Origin of the sequence: Hydrogenophaga sp. A37 (genome assembly GCF_002001205.1) — a bacterium.
Taxonomy (GTDB): domain Bacteria; phylum Pseudomonadota; class Gammaproteobacteria; order Burkholderiales; family Burkholderiaceae_C; genus Hydrogenophaga.
Window position 1 is genome coordinate 1 of sequence record NZ_MUNZ01000113.1, and the last position, 18,742, is coordinate 18,742.

An 18,742-nucleotide genomic window follows, 5' to 3' on the forward strand; every position below is an offset into this window, starting at 1 on the left:
ACCCGCAGCCCCGGCGCCAGGTGCCCACCCACGCCGGTCGCGGCCCGCTCATCATCTGCCTCGACACCTCGGGCTCCATGCGCGATGCGCCGGAGAACGTCGCCAAGGCCTGCGTGCTGCAGGCGCTGCGCAGTGCCCACACGGGGCACCGCCCTTGCCGCCTGCTGGCATTTGGCGGCCCCAGCGAGTTGCTGGAGCGCGACCTCACGCTCGATGCCGCGGGACTTGAGCACCTGCTCGACCTGATGGGCCAGAGCTTTGACGGCGGCACCGACGTGCAGACGCCGATCGAACGCGCGATCGAACTGGTGCAGACCGCCGGCTGGGAAGAAGCCGACCTGCTGGTGGTCAGCGACGGCGAGTTCGGCGTCACCCACGCCACGTTGCAACGGCTGCGCGACGCCAAGCAGCGGCTGGCGCTGCGCGCCCACGGCGTGCTGATCGGCGACCGGGAAACCATCGGCCTGCTGGAGGTCTGCGACCACCTGTACTGGGTGCGCGAATGGCGGCGCTACGGCAGCGGCGCCGCGACGGTGGGGGAGAACTTTTCCCCGGTGCACAGCCGCAGCCTCACCGCGATGTATTTCCCCAACGCGGTGAGGAGGTAGCACCCCTGCCGCGCTGCGCGCGACCCCCTCGAGGGGGCAACGCGGTGCGGCCCGGCGAAGCCGGGACCAAAGCGTTCCCGGTTCAGACACTTCGCGCCTGAGGTGCATCTGTGAACACTTGCTGAGCAACGGAATCGGACTTTTTGCACGGCATGCGTCACCGTTGGTCCGCACCGGGGAACCCGCTCTTGCAAGCAAAGTCACAACCCCCACACTGTGCAGTGAGCGCTCAGCCTGACCTGGCGGATGCTCGGTGTGCTGGGACTTCTCAACTGGAGAAATACGATGTGGAAACGACTGTCGGTGCTGTGGGTGGTGGTCAAGGGCGACGTGCGTCGCCTGTGGTTCGCGCTGGGGCATCCGCAGGCGCCGGGCTGGCTCAAGGGCGGCGCGGCGGCCGTGGTGCTGTATCTGGTGTCGCCAGTCGACCTGATCCCCGATGTGTTGCCCGTGATCGGTGTGCTGGACGACCTGGTCATCGTGCCCATGGCGCTACGCTGGCTGCTCGCGCGCCTGCCGGAACACATCCGCCACTACGCGGACGAACGCGCCGCCGGGCGCACCGCAACGGCCCAGGCCGACTCCACGTCCGAAAGCGCGCGCGGGCGCATCAACCGGCCAGGGCACAGCCGGTAACACCACGCAGCAGGATGATGCGGTTGAGTGCGAATCCGCATCAGTTGTTCATAGCGCCGGAGCACCACCCGGCGCGTGAAGCGGCCCAACCCCAGGGCACCGCCGGGCCGGCTTCGCAGGACGGCCAGTGCCGTCCCCTTGGGGGTCGCGCGCAGCGCGGCGGGGGTGCATCCCTTCAAGGCACCAGCGACAGGAACAGGAAGGCCGCGAACAGCACCAGGTGCACGGCCCCCTGCATCACATTGGTCCGGCCCGTGGCCAGCGTGATGGTGCTGACCAGGAAGCTGAGCATCAGCAGCACCAGGTCTTTGGGCGCAAGGCCCAGCACCAGTGGCAGGTCGAGCAGCACCGAAACGAGCACGACGGCTGGGATGGTGAGGCCGATGCTGGCCAGGGCCGAGCCCAGGGCCAGGTTCATGCTGGCCTGCAAGCGGTCGGCGCGGGCCGCGCGCACCGCCGCCCAGGTTTCGGGCAGCAGCACCAAGAGCGCGATGGCGATGCCGATCACCGCCTTGGGCGCGCCCATGGCCGCCACGCCCGATTCGATGCTGGGCGACAACTGCTTGGCCAGTCCCACCACCGACACCAAAGACACCAGCAGCAAGCCGAAGCTGACCCAGGCCTGCGCAACCGTGGGCGGCGCGGCATGGGTGTCCTCGTCGGAGGCGTTGGTGGGCGGCAGGAAGTAGTCGCGGTGCCGCACGGTCTGCACAAACACGAACACCGCCCACAGCACGAGCGACGACACCGCCACGAAGGCCAGTTGCGACACGGTGTAGAGCCCCACGCCGGCGCTGGTGGTGAAGGAAGGCAACACCAGCGACAGGCCCGCCAGCGCCACCAGGGCGGCCAGCGCCGAGCTGGCGCCGTCGAGCTGGAAGGTCTGTTCGTGGTGGTGCAGGCCACCGACCAGCAGGCACAGGCCCACCACGCCGGTGCTGATGATCATCACCGCCGAAAAAATCGTGTCGCGGGGCAAGGTGGCTTTGTCTTCCCCCCCGGCGAGCATCATCGAGACGATCAGCGCGACCTCGATCACGGTGATGGCCACCGCCAGCACCAGGGTACCGAAGGGCTCGCCCACCCGGTGCGCCACCACCTCGGCGTGGTGCACCGCGGCGATCACGGCACCGATCAAGGCCAGCGCGCACACCGCCATGAGCGGAACGCCAGGCGTCCACAGGAGGGCGCCTCCCAGCAGGGCAGCGGCGGTGAACGGCACGTACGTGGGCCATGAAAGCATCAAACATCCTCTCTTTGTGGTTGGGGGTGCCCGCGCGGGTCGGCGGGCTTGCACGGTAACGCATTGTCCCGTTCCCCCGGGTGCCACCGCTGAAGCGCCGGGCGAAAGCCCTGAAAAACGCTGCTCTGGCCGGTCGGCACCGGCGTGTCGTGCAGACCCTGATCGGGGTCGTGGTGTGGTCAACGGCGCTGCGGGGGCCGTCGCGGCCTCAAGGCGCGGTGCGGTCCAGGTGCGTTCCGGCGCCGGCTTCCACCGGTGACGCGGCCCGGCCGTGCACCAGCACATCGATCACCGCCAGCACGGACGGGTCGGCCGCGTGGAAGGTGTGCTTGCCGAACCCGCGCGTTTGCACGACCAGGCGCGGCGCCACCAGCCCGTCCAGCGGTTTGAACCGCAGCAGCTTCACCTGGGCGACGTCGCTGAGCTGCACACGGCTGCGCCACAGCCATCCCTGGGTCAGGGCCTGGCCGCTGATGCCCGTGGTGCTGAACAGGATGTGCAGGTAGTGCCACACCACGACCAGCCCGGCCAGCCCCCCCAGCAACGTCAGCTCGGGGGGCAGCGCCATGCCCGCCAGCTCACCGCGCGCGGCCCACACGCTGGCCAGCAGGCCGGCCATGGCCATGGTGGCCAGCACCTGGACAGCGCGGGGAAACGAGCGGCCCTGCACCGGGGTGAACGCCGGCGGGTTCACTTGCCGGTCTCCGGCTGGGCGGCCGCTGGCCCCATTTCTTTGAGCAGGTCTTCGGTTTCGATGGCCTCCTGTGCGCCCAAGGTGTCCTCCACGGCCGGCATGTCCACCTTGTCCAGATCGACCACCAGCGGCTTATCGAGAAAGACGGTCACGGACTGCGGCACGAAGATCACAACCACCACGAGCACCAGTTGCAGAAGCACGAACGGGATCGCGCCCAGGTAGATGTCGCGCGACTGCACCTTGCGCGGCAGGGCGCCGTTCTTGAACAGCGAATCGGAGATGCCACGCAGGTAGAACAGTGCAAAACCAAAGGGCGGGTGCATGAAGCTGGTCTGCATGTTCACGCACAGCAGCACGCCGAACCAGATCAGGTCGATGCCCATCTTCTCGGCTACGGGCCCGAGCATCGGCAGGATGATGAAGGCGATCTCGAAGAAGTCGAGGAAGAAGGCCAGAAAGAAGATGAAGATGTTGACGACAATGAGAAAGCCGGTCTGGCCGCCCGGCAGGTCGCCCAGCAAGTGCTCGATCCAGATGCCGCCATCCACGCCCTGGAACACCAGGGAGAACACGCGCGAGCCGATCAGGATGAACACCACCATGGCGGTGACGCGCATGGTGCCGATCATGGCGTCGCGCACCAGGATCCAGCTCAGTCGGCGGTGCAGCGCGGCCAGCACAAACGCGCCGGCCGCGCCCATCGCGCCGGCTTCGGTGGGCGTGCAGATCGCGGTGGTGATGCCGGGAAGCCCACCCATGCTGCCCAGCACGGCGAAGATCAGCAAGGCCGACGGGATGATGCCGCGCAGGCACTGTTTCCACAGTGCCCAGCCGCTGGCCGTGCGCGCTTCCGGCGGGACGCCGGGCAGCGCGTGGGGGCGCAGACGCGTGAGCACGAAGGTGTAGGCCAGGAAAAACAGCACCTGCAGCACCGAGGGGCCCCACGCGCCCTTGTACATGTCGCCCACCGAGCGGCCGAGCTGGTCGGCCATGACCACCAGCACCAGCGAGGGCGGCACCAGCTGCGTGATGGTGCCCGAAGCCGCGAGCACTCCCGTGGCGTAGCGCATGTCGTAACCGTGGCGCATCATGATCGGCAGCGCGATCATGGCCATGGCGATCACCTGGCCCGCCACGGTGCCCGTGATGGCGCCCAGGATGAAGCCGACCACGATGACCGAATAGCCCAGACCGCCGCGCGCCGGGCCAAACAGCTGGCTCATCGATTCCAGCAGGTCTTCGGCCAGGCCGCATTTCTCCAGGATCGCCCCCATCAGCGTGAAGAAGGGGATCGCCAGCAGCAGGTCGTTGGACAGGATGCCGAACAGGTTGAGCGGCAGGTTGCCCATGAACGAGGCTGGAAACCAGCCCATGTGGATGGCATAGAAGCCGCAGGTCAGCCCCAGCACCCCCAGCGAGAAAGCCACCGGAAAGCCGATGAGCATGACGAAGATCAGCCCCGCGAACATCAGCGGGGCGAAGGTTTCCATGCTCATTGCAGCGGCCTCTCGTAGTGGGTGTCCATGTCGTGCACGTGCATCAGCCAGCCCACGCGTTTGATGATTTCGGCAACCCCCTGCAAGGCCACCAGGCACATGCCCAGCGGGATGGTCAGCATCGCGGGCCAGCGGACCAGGCCGCCCGCGTTGCTCGACATCTCCTGGCTTGCGATCATCTTGAGCAGCACCGGCAGCGACGAGTACGCGATGAACAGCGTCATGGGCAGCAGGAAGAAGCACAGGCCCAGCAGGTCGACGAGCACCTTGATGCGCGTGGGGTACATGCCGTAGAAGATGTCCACGCGCACGTGTTCGTTGACGCGCAGCACCTGGGCCGCGCCGAACATGACGCAAACCGCGAAGAGGTACCACTGGATTTCGAGGAATCCGTTGGAGCTGTAGTCCAGCGTGTAGCGGACCACCGCGTTGGTGGTGCTGATCGCGCAGGCGGCCAGGATGGCCCACCACGCCACGGTCGCAAAACGGTCCGTGAACGCGTCGATCAGCCGGGCCAGTGCCAGCAGTCGTTTCATGCCAATGTCTCCTCGTGGTTGGGGTCGACCCGGGGGTCTCCCGGGGACGTTGCGCAGCGTACGGTCGAGGCTGTAAACGCCGCGTAAAAATGCCGTCGGCGCAACGGCCGGCGTCAGCCGCCCGTCAGACCCTGCCGCTGGCCGGGAGCAGGCGGTAACCCACGCCCGTCTCGGTCTGCAGGAAGCGCGGCTGGGTCGGGTCGACCTCAAGCTTCTGGCGTAACTGGCGCACGTAGATGCGCAGGTAGTGCCCCTGCTCGCCATGGCCCGGCCCCCACACCTCGCGCAGCAGCTGCCGGCCGCTGACCACCCGCCCGGCGTGCCGTGCCAGCACCTCCAGCAGCCGCCACTGGGTGGCGGTCAGCTTGATCGGCTCCCCGGCCCGCGCGACCGTGCGGGCCAGCAGGTCGATCGTCACGTCGCCCAGGGTCAATGTTGTACCGAGGGTCGCTGGGGTGCCCGCGTGCCGCAGCGCGACACGGATGCGCGCGTGCAGCTCGGCCACACCAAAGGGCTTGGTGACGAAGTCGTCGGCTCCGGCGTCCAGGGCATCGACCTTCTGCGACTCCTGGGTCCGGGCCGACAGCACCAGAATGGGCCGCTGCGTCCAGCCGCGGATGTCGCGGATGAGCGCCACACCGTCGCCGTCCGGCAGACCCAGGTCGATCAGGAACAGGTCCACCCGGCGATTGCCCGCCAGCGTGGCGCCTTCGCGCGCCGTGGCCGCCTCGATCACACCGTAACCCTCGGCCTGCAGCGTGGTCCGCAGCAGGTCACGGATCGCCGGCTCGTCGTCCACGATCAGCACCTGCAGCAAGGGCGGCTGGTTCATTCGGGCAGCTCCAGGGGCGGCGGCTCGGCCACCGGGCAGGGAAACCACATCTCGAACACGGCGCCACCGTCGCTGCGCGCGGCGATGCCGCCGCCGTGCAAGCGAGCCACGACCTCGCAGATGGCCAGGCCCAGCCCGGTGCCGGCCGCCGAGTGGGTGCTGCCGTCGCGGTAGAACTTGCGAAACACCTCGACCTCCTGACCCGGCATCAACCCCGGGCCCTGGTCCCGCACGCTCAGCGTCCAGGTGTCAGGGCCCACTGTCACCGTCAACGCGATGGCGCCGTCGGCCGGCGAATGCTGCGCGGCGTTGAGCAGCAGGTTGCTCATGGCCTGGGTGATCAGGCGTGCGTCGCACCACACCACGTCTTCCTCCTTCGCCTGCAGGTCCACCCACCGCGTTCCCAGCGCAGCTCGGTTCATGGCCAGCGCGTCGCGCACCAGCTCGCCGACCGGACACCATTCGCATTCGGGCCGCACCGCGCCGTCTTGCAGCCGGGCGAGGTCGAGCAGGTCACTGGTGAGGGACTGCAGGCGCTGGGCCTGGTCGAGCATGTGGTGCAACAGCGCGTCGTGTTGATCGGCGGTGATCTGCCGGCCCTGCATGAGCACCGTGGTAGCAGCCCCGATGATGGCGGTCAGTGGCGTGCGGAAGTCGTGCGAGATGCCGGCCAGCAGCGTGTTGCGCACGCGCTCGGCCTCGGCTTCGATCGCCGCCTGACGGCTGCGCAGATCGGCGTTGCAGCGGTCCAGGGCGAGTGCGGCCTGGTTGGACAGCGCCTGCAGCAGGTGCAGGTCTTCGGTGGTCTGCCGAGCCGTGGGCAAGCGCGCCACTTGCAGCACGCCCAGGGGGCCATCGGCGCCGTTGAGCCCGAACCGGTACACGCCGTCGGGCGAGGGCGCGACGGTGTGTACCGGCGCGTCCGGGGGCAGCGCCTCGCCCAGCTGGATCTGGCCTTGTGCGCCCACGCCACGCTCGATTTCACCCAGCAGCGTTCGAACGATTTCATCGGACGTGCGTGCAGACGACAGGCTCTGCGCGAGCAAGCCGAGCGACTGGGCACGGTCGGCCAGCGCCAGCGCCCCCACCGCAGCCTCGCGTGCACGCACGGCCAGGCGGCTGACCGCCAGGCCCACACACAGGGTGATGGCGAAGGTGAAGAAGTAGTCCGGGTCGGTGGGCTTGAGCGACCAGCGTGGCATCACGAAAATCCAGTCGAAGATCAGGATCGCCCCCAGCACGGTGGCCACCGAAGCGACGAGGTCGCGCTTGAGCGCCACGTACACCACGCCCACAAGGTAGATCAGGATCAGGTTGATGGGGTGCAACTGGCTCGCGATCACCGCGCTCAGCGCGGTACAGATCAGCAGCACCGCCAGCGGCAAACGCCAGTACCACCGCGACCCACGGACCGAGCGCAGCGCATCCAGCCCCCTGTTCCAGCCTGGCGTGCCGCGCGGCTGGCGCGACTGGCGCCGCGCCACCAGGACGTGCACCTGGGCATCGGGCACGCGGTTGCCCAACATCTCGGTGAAATCGCTCAAGCGCTCGCCGAAGCCCGGCCAGTAGACCGTGCCCGTGGCCTGATCGCCGATCAGGACATCCGACACCGCGCCGCTCCTGGCCTGCTGGACGATCTGCTCCATCAGGTCCCCGCTCGCGCTGATGTGGAGGCTGGAGTGCACGATCTGAGCACCTTCGGCGTCGGCCAGTTTCAGCGCCTGTTCAAGATCCTGTTTCACCGCCTGGCTGGCGCTGCGGGCCGACACCGTGTCCAGGTGCAGCACCCGCCAGGGGTCGCCCGCCGCCTGTCTGAGCCGGCGGGCATGGCGGACGAGCTGCAAGGCCTGGCCGTCGGCCATCACGCACACCAGCAGCAGGGCCGTCTTCATGCACCGCGCGCCAGGCGTTCCACCACCTCGGCACAGCAGCCTCGGCGCAACAGATCGATCAACACAGGGTTCATGTCAGGGTCGCGGATGCATTCAAGCAAGGCGTGGTCAGCAGGTGAAGGTGGGTAGCGCACGAGCAGGGTCAGCACGTCTCGCACGGCTTCATGGTCGGACACGTCCATGGTAATCGCGGCCTGCAGCTGGATGTAGATCAACCGCGCACGCGGCAACCTGCGCACCGCCGCATGCGGCACGGCCACGCCACCGCCCAGCGAGGTGCCGCGCCGGACCTGGCGCAGTGCCAACTGGCGCGCCACGGCACCGGTCTGGATGCGCTTGCCATCGCTCACGATGTGGTCCACGAACTTGAACAGTTCCGTGGCGTCGGACAGCGCCACGCCAACGCGCGCTTCCACATCGAGGCGAAGCTGGGCCAGATCGATCACGTTGCGGGGACCGGGAAGTTGAACGGCACCACCCCAGGGTGGGTGCATCCGCAGGCCCCGATTGGAGCAACGGCGGCGTAAAAACGGCGTAACAAAGGGCCCCCGCTCGCCGCCATGGGCCAGAGACCTGGAACCGGGGTCGTTCAAGGCCAGCGGGACGGTTCAGCCGCCCTGAAAGCCGTCCCGCCGAAAGGTCAGCACCAGCGTGTCGCGCCAGCCGAGTTCGCCGGGCGACATCGGCTGGATCGGTGTGCTCTCGTGGATCACGCGCTCGTCGTCCAGCAGCAGCAGCGACCAGGGCTCGGTGAGGGTGAAGCGCTGGCCGCCGGGGCCCTGAGCTTCAAAAACCCGGCTCTCGCCGCCCTTGATGCGGTGTCGCCCCAGCATGAACACCGCCACCATGTCCACCCCGTCGCGGTGCGCGCCCTCAGGGGTGGGCCGCCCGATGCCGTCGGTGGTGTCGATGCGAAACGGGTGCGCCTCCACAAACCAGGGCCGCGCGCCGTGCAGTGCCGACACCGCGTGCCCCACCGTGCCCAGCAGGCGCTGCCAGAGCGGCAACGCCACCACGGCCGGGTCCATGGGCTCGAACCAGCGCTGCATGCCGCCGTGCAAGGCGTTGTATTCCAGCGGCTGCCAGTGCGCACGGTGCGGCACCTGTTGCACCGCGTCGCCATTCACCACGAAGCAGCTGTGGCGACGGCGCCGGTAGCGGCCGCCGTCCATCAGGTAGGCGTCACTCGGCAGGTCGTCCCAGCTGGCGTGCAAGGCCTCCAGCTGCTCGGCGTCGGTGTGCAGCCAGCGCTGCACGTCGCTGGCGCAAACGAGCGCAAAACCGGTGGTTCTGAGGGTGGAATCGAGCCCGCTCAAGGGTACATAGGGGGGTTGAAAGGCAAGTCGAGTCATGGCCGGGCAGTGTACCGGTGCGTACCGGCGCCTCACTGGACGACCCTCCGTGCTGCGCACTGCGGGGCTGAGCGCCTTCGGAACGGCCGGGCGGCGCTCACTGGAGACCTTCGCCCTGCGGGCTGCGGTGCGAGCTGGCTTGGGAGCGGCCCGACGCGGCGCTCATACGGCCACCGCGGTATCGCCTGCGCTGTTTCTGCGCTGGATCAAAACCGCCACGTTCGCGCGATGTCAAGCTGTGGGCATTGCCAAGGAGGCCGCTATGAACACCGTTGAATGGTCCGACGCCCTGCTGCTGGACTTTGAACCCATGGACACCGTGCATCGCGAGTTTGTCGACCTGCTCGCGCTGGCCCAAACCGCGCCCGACGACGCCCTCGCGACCACCTGGCGCGCAGTGGTCGCCCACACGGTGCGCCACTTTGGAAGCGAGGACGACTGGATGCGCAAGACCCGCTTTGCGTCTGCCGAGAACCACATCCTGCAGCACCGCGTGGTGCTCAACGTGCTGCGCGAAGGTCTGGTCATGGCCGAGGCCGGCAGGCTGGCGGAGGTACGCGACATGGCCGGCGAACTGGCGGTCTGGTTCGCCAAACACACACAGTCGCTCGACGCGGCATTGGCGTTGCACATGCGGCGCGAGCCTGCCGGTATCAGCGCTGGTGCCGGGGGTGGCGCCACACGCCAGACAGCGGGTGGCCACACCGCCCAGGCGCGATACTGAAGACCCGCCCGTCGCACCACCGCGGCCCAGCGAAAAACCCTACCTTCACATGGGGTAAACCATGTGGGTGTCGATATTGGCCAATGGTTATATTGTTGGCCAACCGGAGACACCCATGGCACCAGCCCTTCACGCCATTGCCGAAGCCGCCGACGAGCCTGCACCGGCAGACACCCCCACCCACATCACACCATCCGACGACGAGGCCGCGCGCGGCCCGTCGGTTTTTTCGCTCGAACTCGCCACCCTGCGCATGTCCGACCCCATCCAGTGGCTCAGGCTGGGCTGGGCGGATTTCAAGCGTTGCCCGCGCATCGGTCTGTTCTATGGCCTGTGTTTCTTCGTGATGGGCCACGCGCTGCTGGCGCTGTTCCAGAAGGCGCCCGAGTACCTGCTGGCCTTGAGCGCAGGCTTCCTGCTCATGGGGCCGTTCCTGTGCCTGGGCTTGTACGACGCCAGCAAGGCCATGCAGACGCACAGCCACCGGCCCTCTCTGCGCGCCTCACTGCAAGCCTGGAGGCCCACGCGCGGGACCATGGCCATCTTTGCCGGCGTGCTGCTGATCCTGGAAATGCTCTGGGGCCGCGCGGCCCTGGTGGTGTTTGCGGTGAGCTTCAACACCCTGCCCGGCAAGGCCAACCTGCTGGCCATGCTGGTGGACCCGGAAAACATCGGCTTCGTGATCACCTACTGCCTGGTCGGCGGCGTCTTCGCCGGCCTGATCTTCGTCACCAGCGTGATCTCCATCCCGATGATCATGGACCGTCAGGTCGACGCCGTGTCGGCCGGGTTGACCAGCATCCGCGCCTGCCTGCAGAACCCGGGGGTCATGTTGTTCTGGGGCGCGCTCATCACCGGCGTCATCGTGCTCGCCATGTTGCCGGTGTTCCTGGGGCTGCTGATCGCCGGCCCGGTGATCGGGCACGCCACCTGGCACGCCTACCGGCACATCGTGCCGGCTGCCTGATCAGGCCCCTTCGTCCTTTTCCAACGGAGCAGACCCGCGCCAGAGTCGGGCGAGCAACCACCAGCCCGCCAGGGTGTTCAGCAAGGCCAGGGCGGTGAGTACGCCGCGCAGCAGGCCCTGCGGCTGCAGCACCATGAGCAGGGTGGTCATGATCGACGAAAGCAAGTTGAGCACCACCACCAGCCAGAACAGCGGGTGACGGGGCTGCCAGAGCCGGCGCAGAAACGAAAGGGGCGAGGTCATGGCCGATTGTGCCGGCCGGGGTTCACACCGGCTCTTTCGGCTCTTTCTCCTGCAGCAACCGCCACATCACCTTGCCACTCCCGCTCTTGGGCAAGGCGTCGACGAACTGCACCACGCGCGGCGCCTTGTAGACCGCCATGTTCTCGCGGCACCAGTGAATGATGTCCTGCTCCGTCGTCTGACCACGCGCGGCATCGCGCAGCACCACCACGGCTTTCACGCTCTCGCCCCGGTAGTCGTCCTTCGTGCTGATCACGCAGGCCTCAGCGATCGCCGGGTGACGGAACATCAAGGCCTCGACCTCGGCCGGCCAGACCTTGAACCCGCTGGCGTTGATCATGCGTTTCAGGCGGTCGGTGATGAAGAAATAGCCGTCTTCGTCCACCTTGCCCAGATCACCTGATCGGAAGAACCGCTGGCCTTCGAAATCGATGAAAGCCGCCTCGGTGGCGTCGGGTCGCTTCCAGTAACCACTGAATACCGAGGGCCCGCGAATGATGATCTCGCCCGCCTCGCCCTGCGGCATTTCCTGCAGCGTCTCCGGGTCCACCACGCGGGCCTCGACGCTCATGAACGGAATGCCCAGGCACTGCTGTTTGGGGGCGTCCGGCGGGTTGTTGTGCGAAGGTGCCGCGGTTTCGGTCAGGCCGTAGCCCTCGGCATAACGCAAGCCGTACTGCTCAAACAGGCGCTGCGCCACCGCCTGCGGCATGGCCGCACCGCCACCCCCGATGTACTGCAGGCTGGATAGGTCGTACTGGTCAAAGCGCGGGCTGGCCAGCAGGTCGATCACCATGGTGGGGATGTTGGTCCAGTTGGTGACCCTCCAGGCCGAGATCAGGCGCCCGGCCAGGTCGCGGTCCCAGCGTGGCATCAGCACCACCGTGGCGCCGACATACAGGCCGGCGTGCATGCCCGCCACCATGCCGGTGATGTGAAACAGCGGCACCACCACCAGAGACACGTTTTCCGAGGTGCTGCCAGCCCAGAGGCAACCCGCCACCGCGTTGTGCATGATGCTGGCGTGGGTGTGCATGCAGCCCTTGGGCAGACCGGTCGTGCCGCTGGTGTAGGGCAACACGCACAGGTCAGCGGCTTGGCGGTCGTGCAGCGGGGCCGCCTCGGTGCACGCCAGGGCATCGGCCCAATCGGTCACCGTGCCGCCCGGCAAAACGGGCAGCGCATGACGCGCGCCCAGCCAATCGGTCCAAGCCGGCGGCACCTCGGCCTGCGGGCCGATGGCGTCGTGGTAGTGCGCCACCACGAGGTGTGTGAGGCGTTGCGCCTCGGGCAGCGCGGCGTTGGCCTGCAGCAACTCGCCCGCGAGATCGGCCGCGCTGATGGCGAACTTCACGTCCGGATCGGTGATGTAGTGCTTGAGCTCTTCGGCGCGGTTCATCGGGTTGACCGGCACCACCACCGCATTGGCACGCAGGATCGCGTAATGCGCCACGATCCACTGCGGGCAGTTCTGCATCAACAGGATCACCCGGTCTCCTGCCTTCACACCGCGCGCGTGCAGGTGGGCCGCCAGACGTTCGGCCTGTTCGAGCAGCTCACGGTAGCTGGTGCTTCGATCAAAGAACACCAGCGCTGGCTTGTCGGGGTAGCGCTGGGCATTGACCACCAGGTTGTGCCAGAGCGAGGTGGCCGGCGGGGTGATGCGGTGCGGCAGGCGCTTGGGCCAGAAACGGTGGTGCGGCCGGGCGGCGGCGGGCGACACCGGTTGGATGGAGAGGGATGGCATCGGTGGTCTCCTGATGGTTCTCCGGCCGCAGCATACGGTCGCGTGCTTCGAAAAGGAAAGCAGTGTTGTCGCTCTTGAGACGGGTTGCCGGCTGGGGCACTGGCATGGAACCTGCTGCTGTGACCGTCTCGGAAGGGTGGCCGGGGGCGGAGCGATGCGGTCATACATTCTTCGCATAGTTTTCCCACGTAAACCCCGATGTGCCAGCCTGCGAGGGGGTAATACAGTCGCCCTGCGGGTGCGGACTGCCCTCTTCTGGTGCAGTGTTACCTGACGATCAACCTCTATAGAAAACCGGAGAAACCATGAAATTGAATTCACTGAAACTGGCCGTGTTGGGCCTGGGCGCAGCCTCGGCATTGGTGAGCTTGCCCGCCCACGCAGGCAAAACCGTGGACGCCATCAAGGCGCGTGGCCAGCTGGTGTGTGGTGTGAACGTGGGTCTGGCCGGCTTCTCCGCCGCCGACAGCGCTGGTGCCTGGACAGGTCTGGACGTGGACTACTGCAAGGCCGTGGCCGCAGCCGTGTTGAACGATGCCAGCAAGGTCAAGTGGGTGCCCCTGACGGCCCAGCAGCGCTTCACCGCCCTGCAATCCGGCGAGGTCGATGTGCTCGCTCGCAACACCACCAACACCCTCTCACGCGACGCCTCGCTGGGTCTGCATTTCGTGGGCGTGAACTACTACGATGGCCAGGGCTTCCTGGTCAACAAGGGCAAGATCACCAGCGCCAAGCAGCTCAAGGGCGCCACGGTGTGCGTGCAGTCCGGCACCACCACCGAGAAGAACCTGACCGACTTCTCACGAGCCAACAAGCTCAACATCAAGGCCGTCGTGTTTGAAAAACTCGAAGCCTCTACCGGCGCTTACTTCGCTGGCCGCTGCCAGGCCTACACCACCGACGCGTCGGGCCTGGCATCGATCCGTGCCAAAGAAGCCAAGGTGCCTGCCGACCACGTGATCCTGCCCGACCTGATTTCCAAAGAGCCCCTGGGCCCGATGGTGCGCCGCGGTGACGACGAGTTCTTCGCCATCACCAAGTGGGTGCTCAACGGCCTGGTCGAAGCCGAGGAATACGGCATCACCCAAGCCAACGTGGAAGAGATGAAGAAGAGCACCGACCCGCAGGTCGGTCGCATGCTGGGCTCGACCGAAGACCTCGGCAAGCACCTGGGCCTGGACAAGGAATGGCTGGCACGCTCGATCAAGGCCGTGGGCAACTACGGTGAAATGTTCGAGCGCAATGTGGGCCCGAAAACCGCCATCAACCTGCCGCGCGGCAAGAACAACCTCTGGAGCGCTGGCGGTTTCATGTACGCGTCCCCACTGCGCTGATCCGCAACCGGCATTTGGCCGTCGCAGGCACAAGTGCTCTATGAACTGGTTTCGTAGGGCACTTGTGCCGATTTTTTTAGATTTTCATTTCTGGAACTGCCCCTCATGTCCCATCAGCCCATGATTGAAGCGCGGCCGCTGCCCGCCAAAAAACGGCGCTCGATGTCCTGGAACAGCCGCGAAGGCCGCAGCGTCATTTACCAGATCGTCGCCATCGCTTCGGTGGTGATGCTGGGATGGCTGCTGGTTCGCAACACCCTGCGCAACATGCGCGAGCGCGGCATCCAGAGCGGCTACGACTTCATGGGTCAGCCGTTCGGTTTCGACATCAGCGAAACCGTGATCCCGTACGACGTGATGAGCACCTACTGGATGGCGTTCTCCATCGGTCTGCTCAACACACTCAAGGTCGCTGTCATCGGCATCGTGCTGGCCACGATCCTGGGCACCCTGATCGGCATCGGCCGCTTCTCCACCAACTTCCTGGTGCGCAAGCTCTGTTACGGCTACGTCGAGTTTTTCCGTAACGTGCCCATCTATCTGCAGCTGCTGATCTGGTACATCGTCTTCACCGAAATCCTGCCCAGCTTCGAAGCAGCCTGGCAGGTGGGTCACTTCTACCTGAGCAAAAGCGGCCTGGCCTTCCCCTGGCCGGTGTGGAAACTGGGGCAGACGCTGGCGCTCATCGGCCTGGTGCTGGGTGTCATTGGTTCGTTCATGTACTCGCGCAAGGCGCAGCGGCATTTCGACCTGACCGGCCAGCAAAAGCCGGTGCTTTGGGTGTCGCTGGCTCTGATCGTCGGACTCGCCGTCGCGGGCTGGCTCGCGGGTGGAGCGCCCACCGGTTGGGACTTGCCCACAAAGGGCGATTTCCAGATCGAAAACGGTGCCGTGTTCAGCCCCGAGTTCACCGCGCTGCTGCTCGGCCTGGTGCTCTACACCGCGTCGTTCATTGCCGAAATCGTGCGCTCGGGCATCGCATCGGTGTCGCTGGGCCAACATGAAGCAGCCGCTTCGCTGGGCCTGAACAAGGGCCAGTCGATGCGACTGGTGGTGCTGCCGCAGGCGCTGCGCGTGATCATTCCGCCACTGACCAGCCAGTACCTGAACCTGACCAAGAACTCCTCGCTCGCGGTGGCCGTGGGTTACCCGGAGCTGGTGTCGATCGCGAACACCACGCTCAACCAGACCGGTCGCGCGATCGAGGCCTTGTCGATCGTGATGTTGGTCTACCTCGCTCTCTCCCTCATCACCTCGGCGCTGATGAACTGGTTCAACGCCAGCGCAGCCATCCAGGAACGTTGACCATGCAACAGATTTACCAAAATATTCCCGCCCGCCCGATGCCAGGCCAGAGCACGGGCGCCGTGGCCTGGCTCAAGACCAACCTGTTCGCCAACCTCACCAACAGCATCATGACGCTGTTGGTGCTGGCGGTGGTGGTGCTGGCCGTGGTCAAGAGCCTGGACTGGGCGCTGCTCAACGCCGTGTTCGGCGCCCACCTCGAGGTCTGCAACAACATGCGGGGCATCGGCGCCTGCTGGGGCGTGGTCACCGAAAAGGGCCGCCTGATCGTGATGGGCCGCTACCCGCAGGCCGAGCACTGGCGCCCGGTGATCGCCACTGCGCTCATGCTGGGCGTGGTCGGTATCAGCTGCATGCCACGTTTCTGGAACCGCTGGCTCGGCCCCATCTGGCTGGCCATGCTGGTGGTCTATTTCATCCTCATGAAGGGCGGCGTGCTCGGCTTGACAGCAATCGACACCGACCAGTGGGGCGGCCTGCCCCTGACCGTGATGCTGACGGTGGTGTCGATGACCATGGCGTTTCCGCTGGCGATCTTCGTGGCGTTGGGCCGGCGTTCCAACATGCCCGCCATCAAGACCCTGTGCACGCTCTACGTGGAGCTGATCCGCGGTGTGCCGCTGATCACGGTGCTGTTCATGGCCTCGTTCATGCTGCCGCTGTTCATGCCCGATGGTGTGAGTGTGGACGTGCTGATCCGTGTGGTGATCGCCATCACGCTGTTCTCGGCCGCCTACATGGCCGAAGTGGTGCGCGGCGGCCTGCAGGCCCTGCCCAAGGGCCAGACCGAGGCAGCGGCGACGCTGGGCCTGAGCTACTGGCAGGCACAACGCAAGATCGTGTTGCCGCAGGCGCTGTCGATGGTGGTGCCGTCATTGATGAACACCTTCATCGGCATGTTCAAGGACACGTCGCTGGTGACCATCGTCTCTCTTTACGAGTTGACCGGCGCGCTGGCGCTCGCGCTCAACGCCGACGCCGACTGGCGTCCCTTCAAGCTCGAAGCCTATTTCTTCATCACGCTGATCTATTTCGTGTTCTGTTTTGCCATGTCGCGCTACAGCCTGTGGGTTGAAAAACGCACCGCCGTCAGCAAAGTCCGCTGAACACAGAACATCCCCAAAAAGCAGAAAGCCTCTCATGACCCAACAAGAAGCCCCCATCATTCATTTCGAAGGCGTCAACAAGTGGTACGCCAGCAATGGTTACCACGTGCTGCGCGACGTGAACCTCAGTTTCGCCAAGGGCGAGAAGGTCGTGATCTGCGGCCCCTCCGGCTCGGGAAAATCCACCCTGATCCGCTGCGTCAACGCGCTGGAGGAATACCAGGAGGGCAAGCTCACGGTGGACGGCACCCTGGTCGGCGACGATCTCAAGGGTGTCGACAAGGTGCGCCGCGAAGTGGGCATGGTGTTCCAGCAATTCAACCTGTTCCCTCACCTGACCGTGCTGGAAAACCTGATCCTCTCGCCCACCTGGGTGGCCAAGCTGCCGCGCAACGTGGCGATTGAAAAGGCCATGGTGCAGCTGGAGCGCGTGCGCATCGCCGAACACGCCCACAAGTACCCGCTGCAGCTTTCGGGCGGCCAACAGCAGCGCGTGGCCATCGCGCGCGCGCTGTGTCTCACGCCCAAGATCATGCTGTTCGACGAGCCCACCTCGGCGCTCGACCCGGAGATGATCAAGGAAGTGCTGGACGTGATGATCGGCCTGGCCGATCAGGGCATGACCATGTTGTGCGTGACGCACGAGATGGGCTTTGCCAAGGCCGTGGCCGACCGTGTGATCTTCATGGACCAGGGCCAGGTGGTGGAGCAGAACACCCCGACCGAATTCTTCAACCACCCGCAGACCGACCGCAGCAAGGACTTTTTGTCCAAGATCCTGGGGCATTGAAAGCCCCCCGGGCCGTCGCGCTCGGCCCAACCGGTTTCGAACGAGGCTGTCACCCTGTGGCAGCCTTTTTTCTTGCACATGCGAGCCCCTACAAACCGTGCTGCCGAGCGCGCCCTCCAGGCAGGCGCAGACGCTCGTCGCGCATTGATCGGCTCAGCGTAAGAAACGCGCGGCGCCGCCGACCCATGGGCACACCCGTCCAAGGAGCCCACCATGCCCGCCACCCGACCTCAAGTCGCCTGCCTGCTCGCCCTGCTCACCGGCGCGCTGCTGCCGGGCCTGGCCAGCGCACAGCGCTGCGAGGCGCGCTCGGGCGAACGGCCCCTGACCGTGGTGGAGCTGTACACCTCGCAAGGCTGCAGCTCCTGCCCACCGGCCGACCGCTGGCTCTCGGGGCTGAACGCGCCCACCGAGGTCCTGGCATTGGCCTTTCACGTCAACTACTGGAACCACCTGGGCTGGAAAGACCCATTCGCGTCCGAGGTCACCACCCAACGCCAGCACCTGATCCGGGCCGCCCATGCCGCGCCGCATGTCTACACGCCCCAGGTCGTGGTCAACGGCAAAGACCACCGCACATGGTGGGGCCAGAACGCGAAAGATCTGCCGCGCGCCGATGCAGCGCTGGCGCCCGGGCTGCACCTGGTGCGCGAAGGCAACCAAGTGACCGCCCACGTGAGCGCCAGCGCCGCATCGCAGAACCTGGCGGGGTACTGGGCGGTGCTGCAGGACGGGTTGACCAGCCCGGTGACCCGAGGCGAAAACAGCGGCACCACGCTGCGCAACGACCATGTTGTGCGCCTGTACCAACCGGTGGCGGCCTGGCCCGCGCGCGGCGGAAAGAGTTGGCAGCTCAGCTTGCCGGACAACCCGCCCGGGTTGCGCGGGCTGCGAATCGCCTTTGTGGTCACCGACGCCAGCCTCACCCGGCCGCTGCAGGCGCTGGCCTTGCGCTGCACCTGATGGCCGCCGGTCGACTTTCAGAATGAACTTCTGGCGTCCGCACGTATCATTCCCACCCATGCGTCACTGGCTGCTGATCCTCCTGATCGCCCTGCTCCCCCTGCGCGCCTGGGCCGGCGACGCCATGGCGGTGGCGATGCCATCGGCGCCCGGCACCACGGCGCACTGCGCGGACCACCCCGCCCCCACCAACGTCAGCGGGCTCACCGACGCCACCGCTGACGACCAGCAGACCCACGATCTGTGTGATGTCTGCAACGGCCCGGCCATG

General features: G+C 66.4%; 19 protein-coding genes and 1 pseudogene. 10 read left to right on the top strand and 10 right to left on the bottom strand.

From position 1 onward, the window contains the following. Nucleotides 1-608: VWA domain-containing protein (locus B0E41_RS13800; protein ID WP_143433834.1), on the top strand; the 608-nt coding region annotated here is incomplete at its 5' end. Between the two features lie 285 nt (nucleotides 609-893). Beyond that, a complete protein-coding gene (locus B0E41_RS13805) occupies nucleotides 894-1,244 on the top strand; it encodes a YkvA family protein (protein ID WP_077331736.1) in 351 nt (116 codons plus the stop codon). A 175-nt stretch (nucleotides 1,245-1,419) separates the two neighbouring features. Here the strand turns inward: B0E41_RS13805 and B0E41_RS13810 are convergent, their stop codons facing one another. The 8 genes from B0E41_RS13810 to B0E41_RS13845 form a co-directional block, all read right to left on the bottom strand. Next, nucleotides 1,420-2,487, bottom strand: a complete 1,068-nt coding sequence (locus B0E41_RS13810) for an ionic transporter y4hA (RefSeq protein ID WP_077331737.1) — start codon at nucleotides 2,485-2,487, stop codon at nucleotides 1,420-1,422. A gap of 208 nt (nucleotides 2,488-2,695) precedes the next feature. Continuing rightward, nucleotides 2,696-3,181, bottom strand: coding sequence for a hypothetical protein (locus B0E41_RS13815; RefSeq protein WP_077331738.1), 486 nt, complete (start codon nucleotides 3,179-3,181; stop codon nucleotides 2,696-2,698). Beyond that, complete coding sequence (locus B0E41_RS13820; protein ID WP_077331739.1) at nucleotides 3,178-4,680, bottom strand: TRAP transporter large permease subunit; 1,503 nt, start codon at nucleotides 4,678-4,680, stop codon at nucleotides 3,178-3,180. The genes B0E41_RS13815 and B0E41_RS13820 overlap by 4 nt, the downstream gene beginning before the upstream one ends. After that, nucleotides 4,677-5,216: a TRAP transporter small permease subunit gene (locus B0E41_RS13825; RefSeq protein ID WP_077331740.1), complete on the bottom strand. Its 540-nt coding sequence runs from the start codon at nucleotides 5,214-5,216 to the stop codon at nucleotides 4,677-4,679. The genes B0E41_RS13820 and B0E41_RS13825 overlap by 4 nt, the downstream gene beginning before the upstream one ends. A 124-nt stretch (nucleotides 5,217-5,340) precedes the next feature. Continuing rightward, nucleotides 5,341-6,048 (bottom strand): response regulator, encoded by a 708-nt coding sequence (locus B0E41_RS13830; protein WP_077331741.1) that lies wholly within the window; start codon nucleotides 6,046-6,048, stop codon nucleotides 5,341-5,343. Continuing rightward, nucleotides 6,045-7,940, bottom strand: coding sequence for an ATP-binding protein (locus B0E41_RS13835; protein ID WP_077331742.1), 1,896 nt, complete (start codon nucleotides 7,938-7,940; stop codon nucleotides 6,045-6,047). Before B0E41_RS13835 ends, B0E41_RS13830 begins: the two co-directional genes overlap by 4 nt. Further along, on the bottom strand, nucleotides 7,937-8,434 hold the full coding sequence (locus B0E41_RS13840) for a PTS sugar transporter subunit IIA (protein ID WP_077331743.1): 498 nt from the start codon (nucleotides 8,432-8,434) through the stop codon (nucleotides 7,937-7,939). The genes B0E41_RS13835 and B0E41_RS13840 overlap by 4 nt, the downstream gene beginning before the upstream one ends. Before the next feature lie 114 nt (nucleotides 8,435-8,548). Continuing rightward, nucleotides 8,549-9,292 (bottom strand): 2OG-Fe dioxygenase family protein, encoded by a 744-nt coding sequence (locus tag B0E41_RS13845; protein WP_077331744.1) that lies wholly within the window; start codon nucleotides 9,290-9,292, stop codon nucleotides 8,549-8,551. Nucleotides 9,293-9,554: 262 nt separating this feature from the next. Here B0E41_RS13845 and B0E41_RS13850 point away from each other — a divergent pair, with 262 nt between their 5' ends. Together B0E41_RS13850 and B0E41_RS13855 are read left to right on the top strand one after the other, a co-directional pair. Further along, nucleotides 9,555-10,016 (top strand): hypothetical protein, encoded by a 462-nt coding sequence (locus B0E41_RS13850; protein ID WP_077331745.1) that lies wholly within the window; start codon nucleotides 9,555-9,557, stop codon nucleotides 10,014-10,016. 115 nt (nucleotides 10,017-10,131) lie between these two features. After that, nucleotides 10,132-10,983, top strand: coding sequence for a DUF2189 domain-containing protein (locus B0E41_RS13855; RefSeq protein WP_077331746.1), 852 nt, complete (start codon nucleotides 10,132-10,134; stop codon nucleotides 10,981-10,983). On the opposite strand, the gene B0E41_RS13860 is transcribed toward B0E41_RS13855, so the two are convergent. Further along, nucleotides 10,984-11,226 carry a hypothetical protein gene (locus B0E41_RS13860; RefSeq protein WP_077331747.1) on the bottom strand — a complete coding sequence of 81 codons (243 nt, stop codon included), beginning with the start codon at nucleotides 11,224-11,226 and terminating at the stop codon, nucleotides 10,984-10,986. Nucleotides 11,227-11,248: 22 nt separating this feature from the next. Beyond that, nucleotides 11,249-12,973, bottom strand: a complete 1,725-nt coding sequence (locus B0E41_RS13865) for a long-chain fatty acid--CoA ligase (RefSeq protein WP_077331748.1) — start codon at nucleotides 12,971-12,973, stop codon at nucleotides 11,249-11,251. A gap of 305 nt (nucleotides 12,974-13,278) precedes the next feature. Here B0E41_RS13865 and B0E41_RS13870 point away from each other — a divergent pair, with 305 nt between their 5' ends. From B0E41_RS13870 to B0E41_RS13895, 6 genes and pseudogenes are all read left to right on the top strand, one after another. Next, on the top strand, nucleotides 13,279-14,307 hold the full coding sequence (locus B0E41_RS13870; protein WP_077331749.1) for an amino acid ABC transporter substrate-binding protein: 1,029 nt from the start codon (nucleotides 13,279-13,281) through the stop codon (nucleotides 14,305-14,307). A gap of 105 nt (nucleotides 14,308-14,412) precedes the next feature. Further along, the gene (locus B0E41_RS13875; protein ID WP_253194843.1) at nucleotides 14,413-15,612 is read left to right on the top strand and encodes an ABC transporter permease subunit; all 1,200 of its coding nucleotides are present in this window, start codon (nucleotides 14,413-14,415) and stop codon (nucleotides 15,610-15,612) included. A 2-nt stretch (nucleotides 15,613-15,614) separates the two neighbouring features. After that, nucleotides 15,615-16,718, top strand: a complete 1,104-nt coding sequence (locus B0E41_RS13880) for an amino acid ABC transporter permease (protein WP_077331750.1) — start codon at nucleotides 15,615-15,617, stop codon at nucleotides 16,716-16,718. Nucleotides 16,719-16,752: 34 nt separating this feature from the next. Next, nucleotides 16,753-17,508: an amino acid ABC transporter ATP-binding protein gene (locus B0E41_RS13885; RefSeq protein WP_068174231.1), complete on the top strand. Its 756-nt coding sequence runs from the start codon at nucleotides 16,753-16,755 to the stop codon at nucleotides 17,506-17,508. 213 nt (nucleotides 17,509-17,721) lie between these two features. Next, nucleotides 17,722-18,471 (top strand): DUF1223 domain-containing protein, encoded by a 750-nt coding sequence (locus B0E41_RS13890; RefSeq protein ID WP_077331751.1) that lies wholly within the window; start codon nucleotides 17,722-17,724, stop codon nucleotides 18,469-18,471. Nucleotides 18,472-18,529: 58 nt separating this feature from the next. Continuing rightward, nucleotides 18,530-18,742: pseudogene (locus tag B0E41_RS13895) on the top strand (hypothetical protein); the annotation flags it as partial.

Excerpts from the sequence above, each read along its gene's own strand:
- B0E41_RS13805 (WP_077331736.1), top strand. The coding sequence starts at position 894 with ATGTGGAAACGACTGTCGGTGCTGTGGGTGGTGGTCAAGGGCGACGTG.
- B0E41_RS13810 (WP_077331737.1), bottom strand. The coding sequence starts at position 2,487 with ATGCTTTCATGGCCCACGTACGTGCCGTTCACCGCCGCTGCCCTGCTG.
- B0E41_RS13820 (WP_077331739.1), bottom strand. The coding sequence starts at position 4,680 with ATGAGCATGGAAACCTTCGCCCCGCTGATGTTCGCGGGGCTGATCTTC.
- B0E41_RS13825 (WP_077331740.1), bottom strand. The coding sequence starts at position 5,216 with ATGAAACGACTGCTGGCACTGGCCCGGCTGATCGACGCGTTCACGGAC.
- B0E41_RS13830 (WP_077331741.1), bottom strand. The coding sequence starts at position 6,048 with ATGAACCAGCCGCCCTTGCTGCAGGTGCTGATCGTGGACGACGAGCCG.
- B0E41_RS13835 (WP_077331742.1), bottom strand. The coding sequence starts at position 7,940 with ATGAAGACGGCCCTGCTGCTGGTGTGCGTGATGGCCGACGGCCAGGCC.
- B0E41_RS13840 (WP_077331743.1), bottom strand. The coding sequence starts at position 8,434 with ATGCACCCACCCTGGGGTGGTGCCGTTCAACTTCCCGGTCCCCGCAAC.
- B0E41_RS13845 (WP_077331744.1), bottom strand. The coding sequence starts at position 9,292 with ATGACTCGACTTGCCTTTCAACCCCCCTATGTACCCTTGAGCGGGCTC.
- B0E41_RS13850 (WP_077331745.1), top strand. The coding sequence starts at position 9,555 with ATGAACACCGTTGAATGGTCCGACGCCCTGCTGCTGGACTTTGAACCC.
- B0E41_RS13855 (WP_077331746.1), top strand. The coding sequence starts at position 10,132 with ATGGCACCAGCCCTTCACGCCATTGCCGAAGCCGCCGACGAGCCTGCA.
- B0E41_RS13860 (WP_077331747.1), bottom strand. The coding sequence starts at position 11,226 with ATGACCTCGCCCCTTTCGTTTCTGCGCCGGCTCTGGCAGCCCCGTCAC.
- B0E41_RS13865 (WP_077331748.1), bottom strand. The coding sequence starts at position 12,973 with ATGCCATCCCTCTCCATCCAACCGGTGTCGCCCGCCGCCGCCCGGCCG.
- B0E41_RS13870 (WP_077331749.1), top strand. The coding sequence starts at position 13,279 with ATGAAATTGAATTCACTGAAACTGGCCGTGTTGGGCCTGGGCGCAGCC.
- B0E41_RS13875 (WP_253194843.1), top strand. The coding sequence starts at position 14,413 with ATGTCCCATCAGCCCATGATTGAAGCGCGGCCGCTGCCCGCCAAAAAA.
- B0E41_RS13880 (WP_077331750.1), top strand. The coding sequence starts at position 15,615 with ATGCAACAGATTTACCAAAATATTCCCGCCCGCCCGATGCCAGGCCAG.
- B0E41_RS13885 (WP_068174231.1), top strand. The coding sequence starts at position 16,753 with ATGACCCAACAAGAAGCCCCCATCATTCATTTCGAAGGCGTCAACAAG.
- B0E41_RS13890 (WP_077331751.1), top strand. The coding sequence starts at position 17,722 with ATGCCCGCCACCCGACCTCAAGTCGCCTGCCTGCTCGCCCTGCTCACC.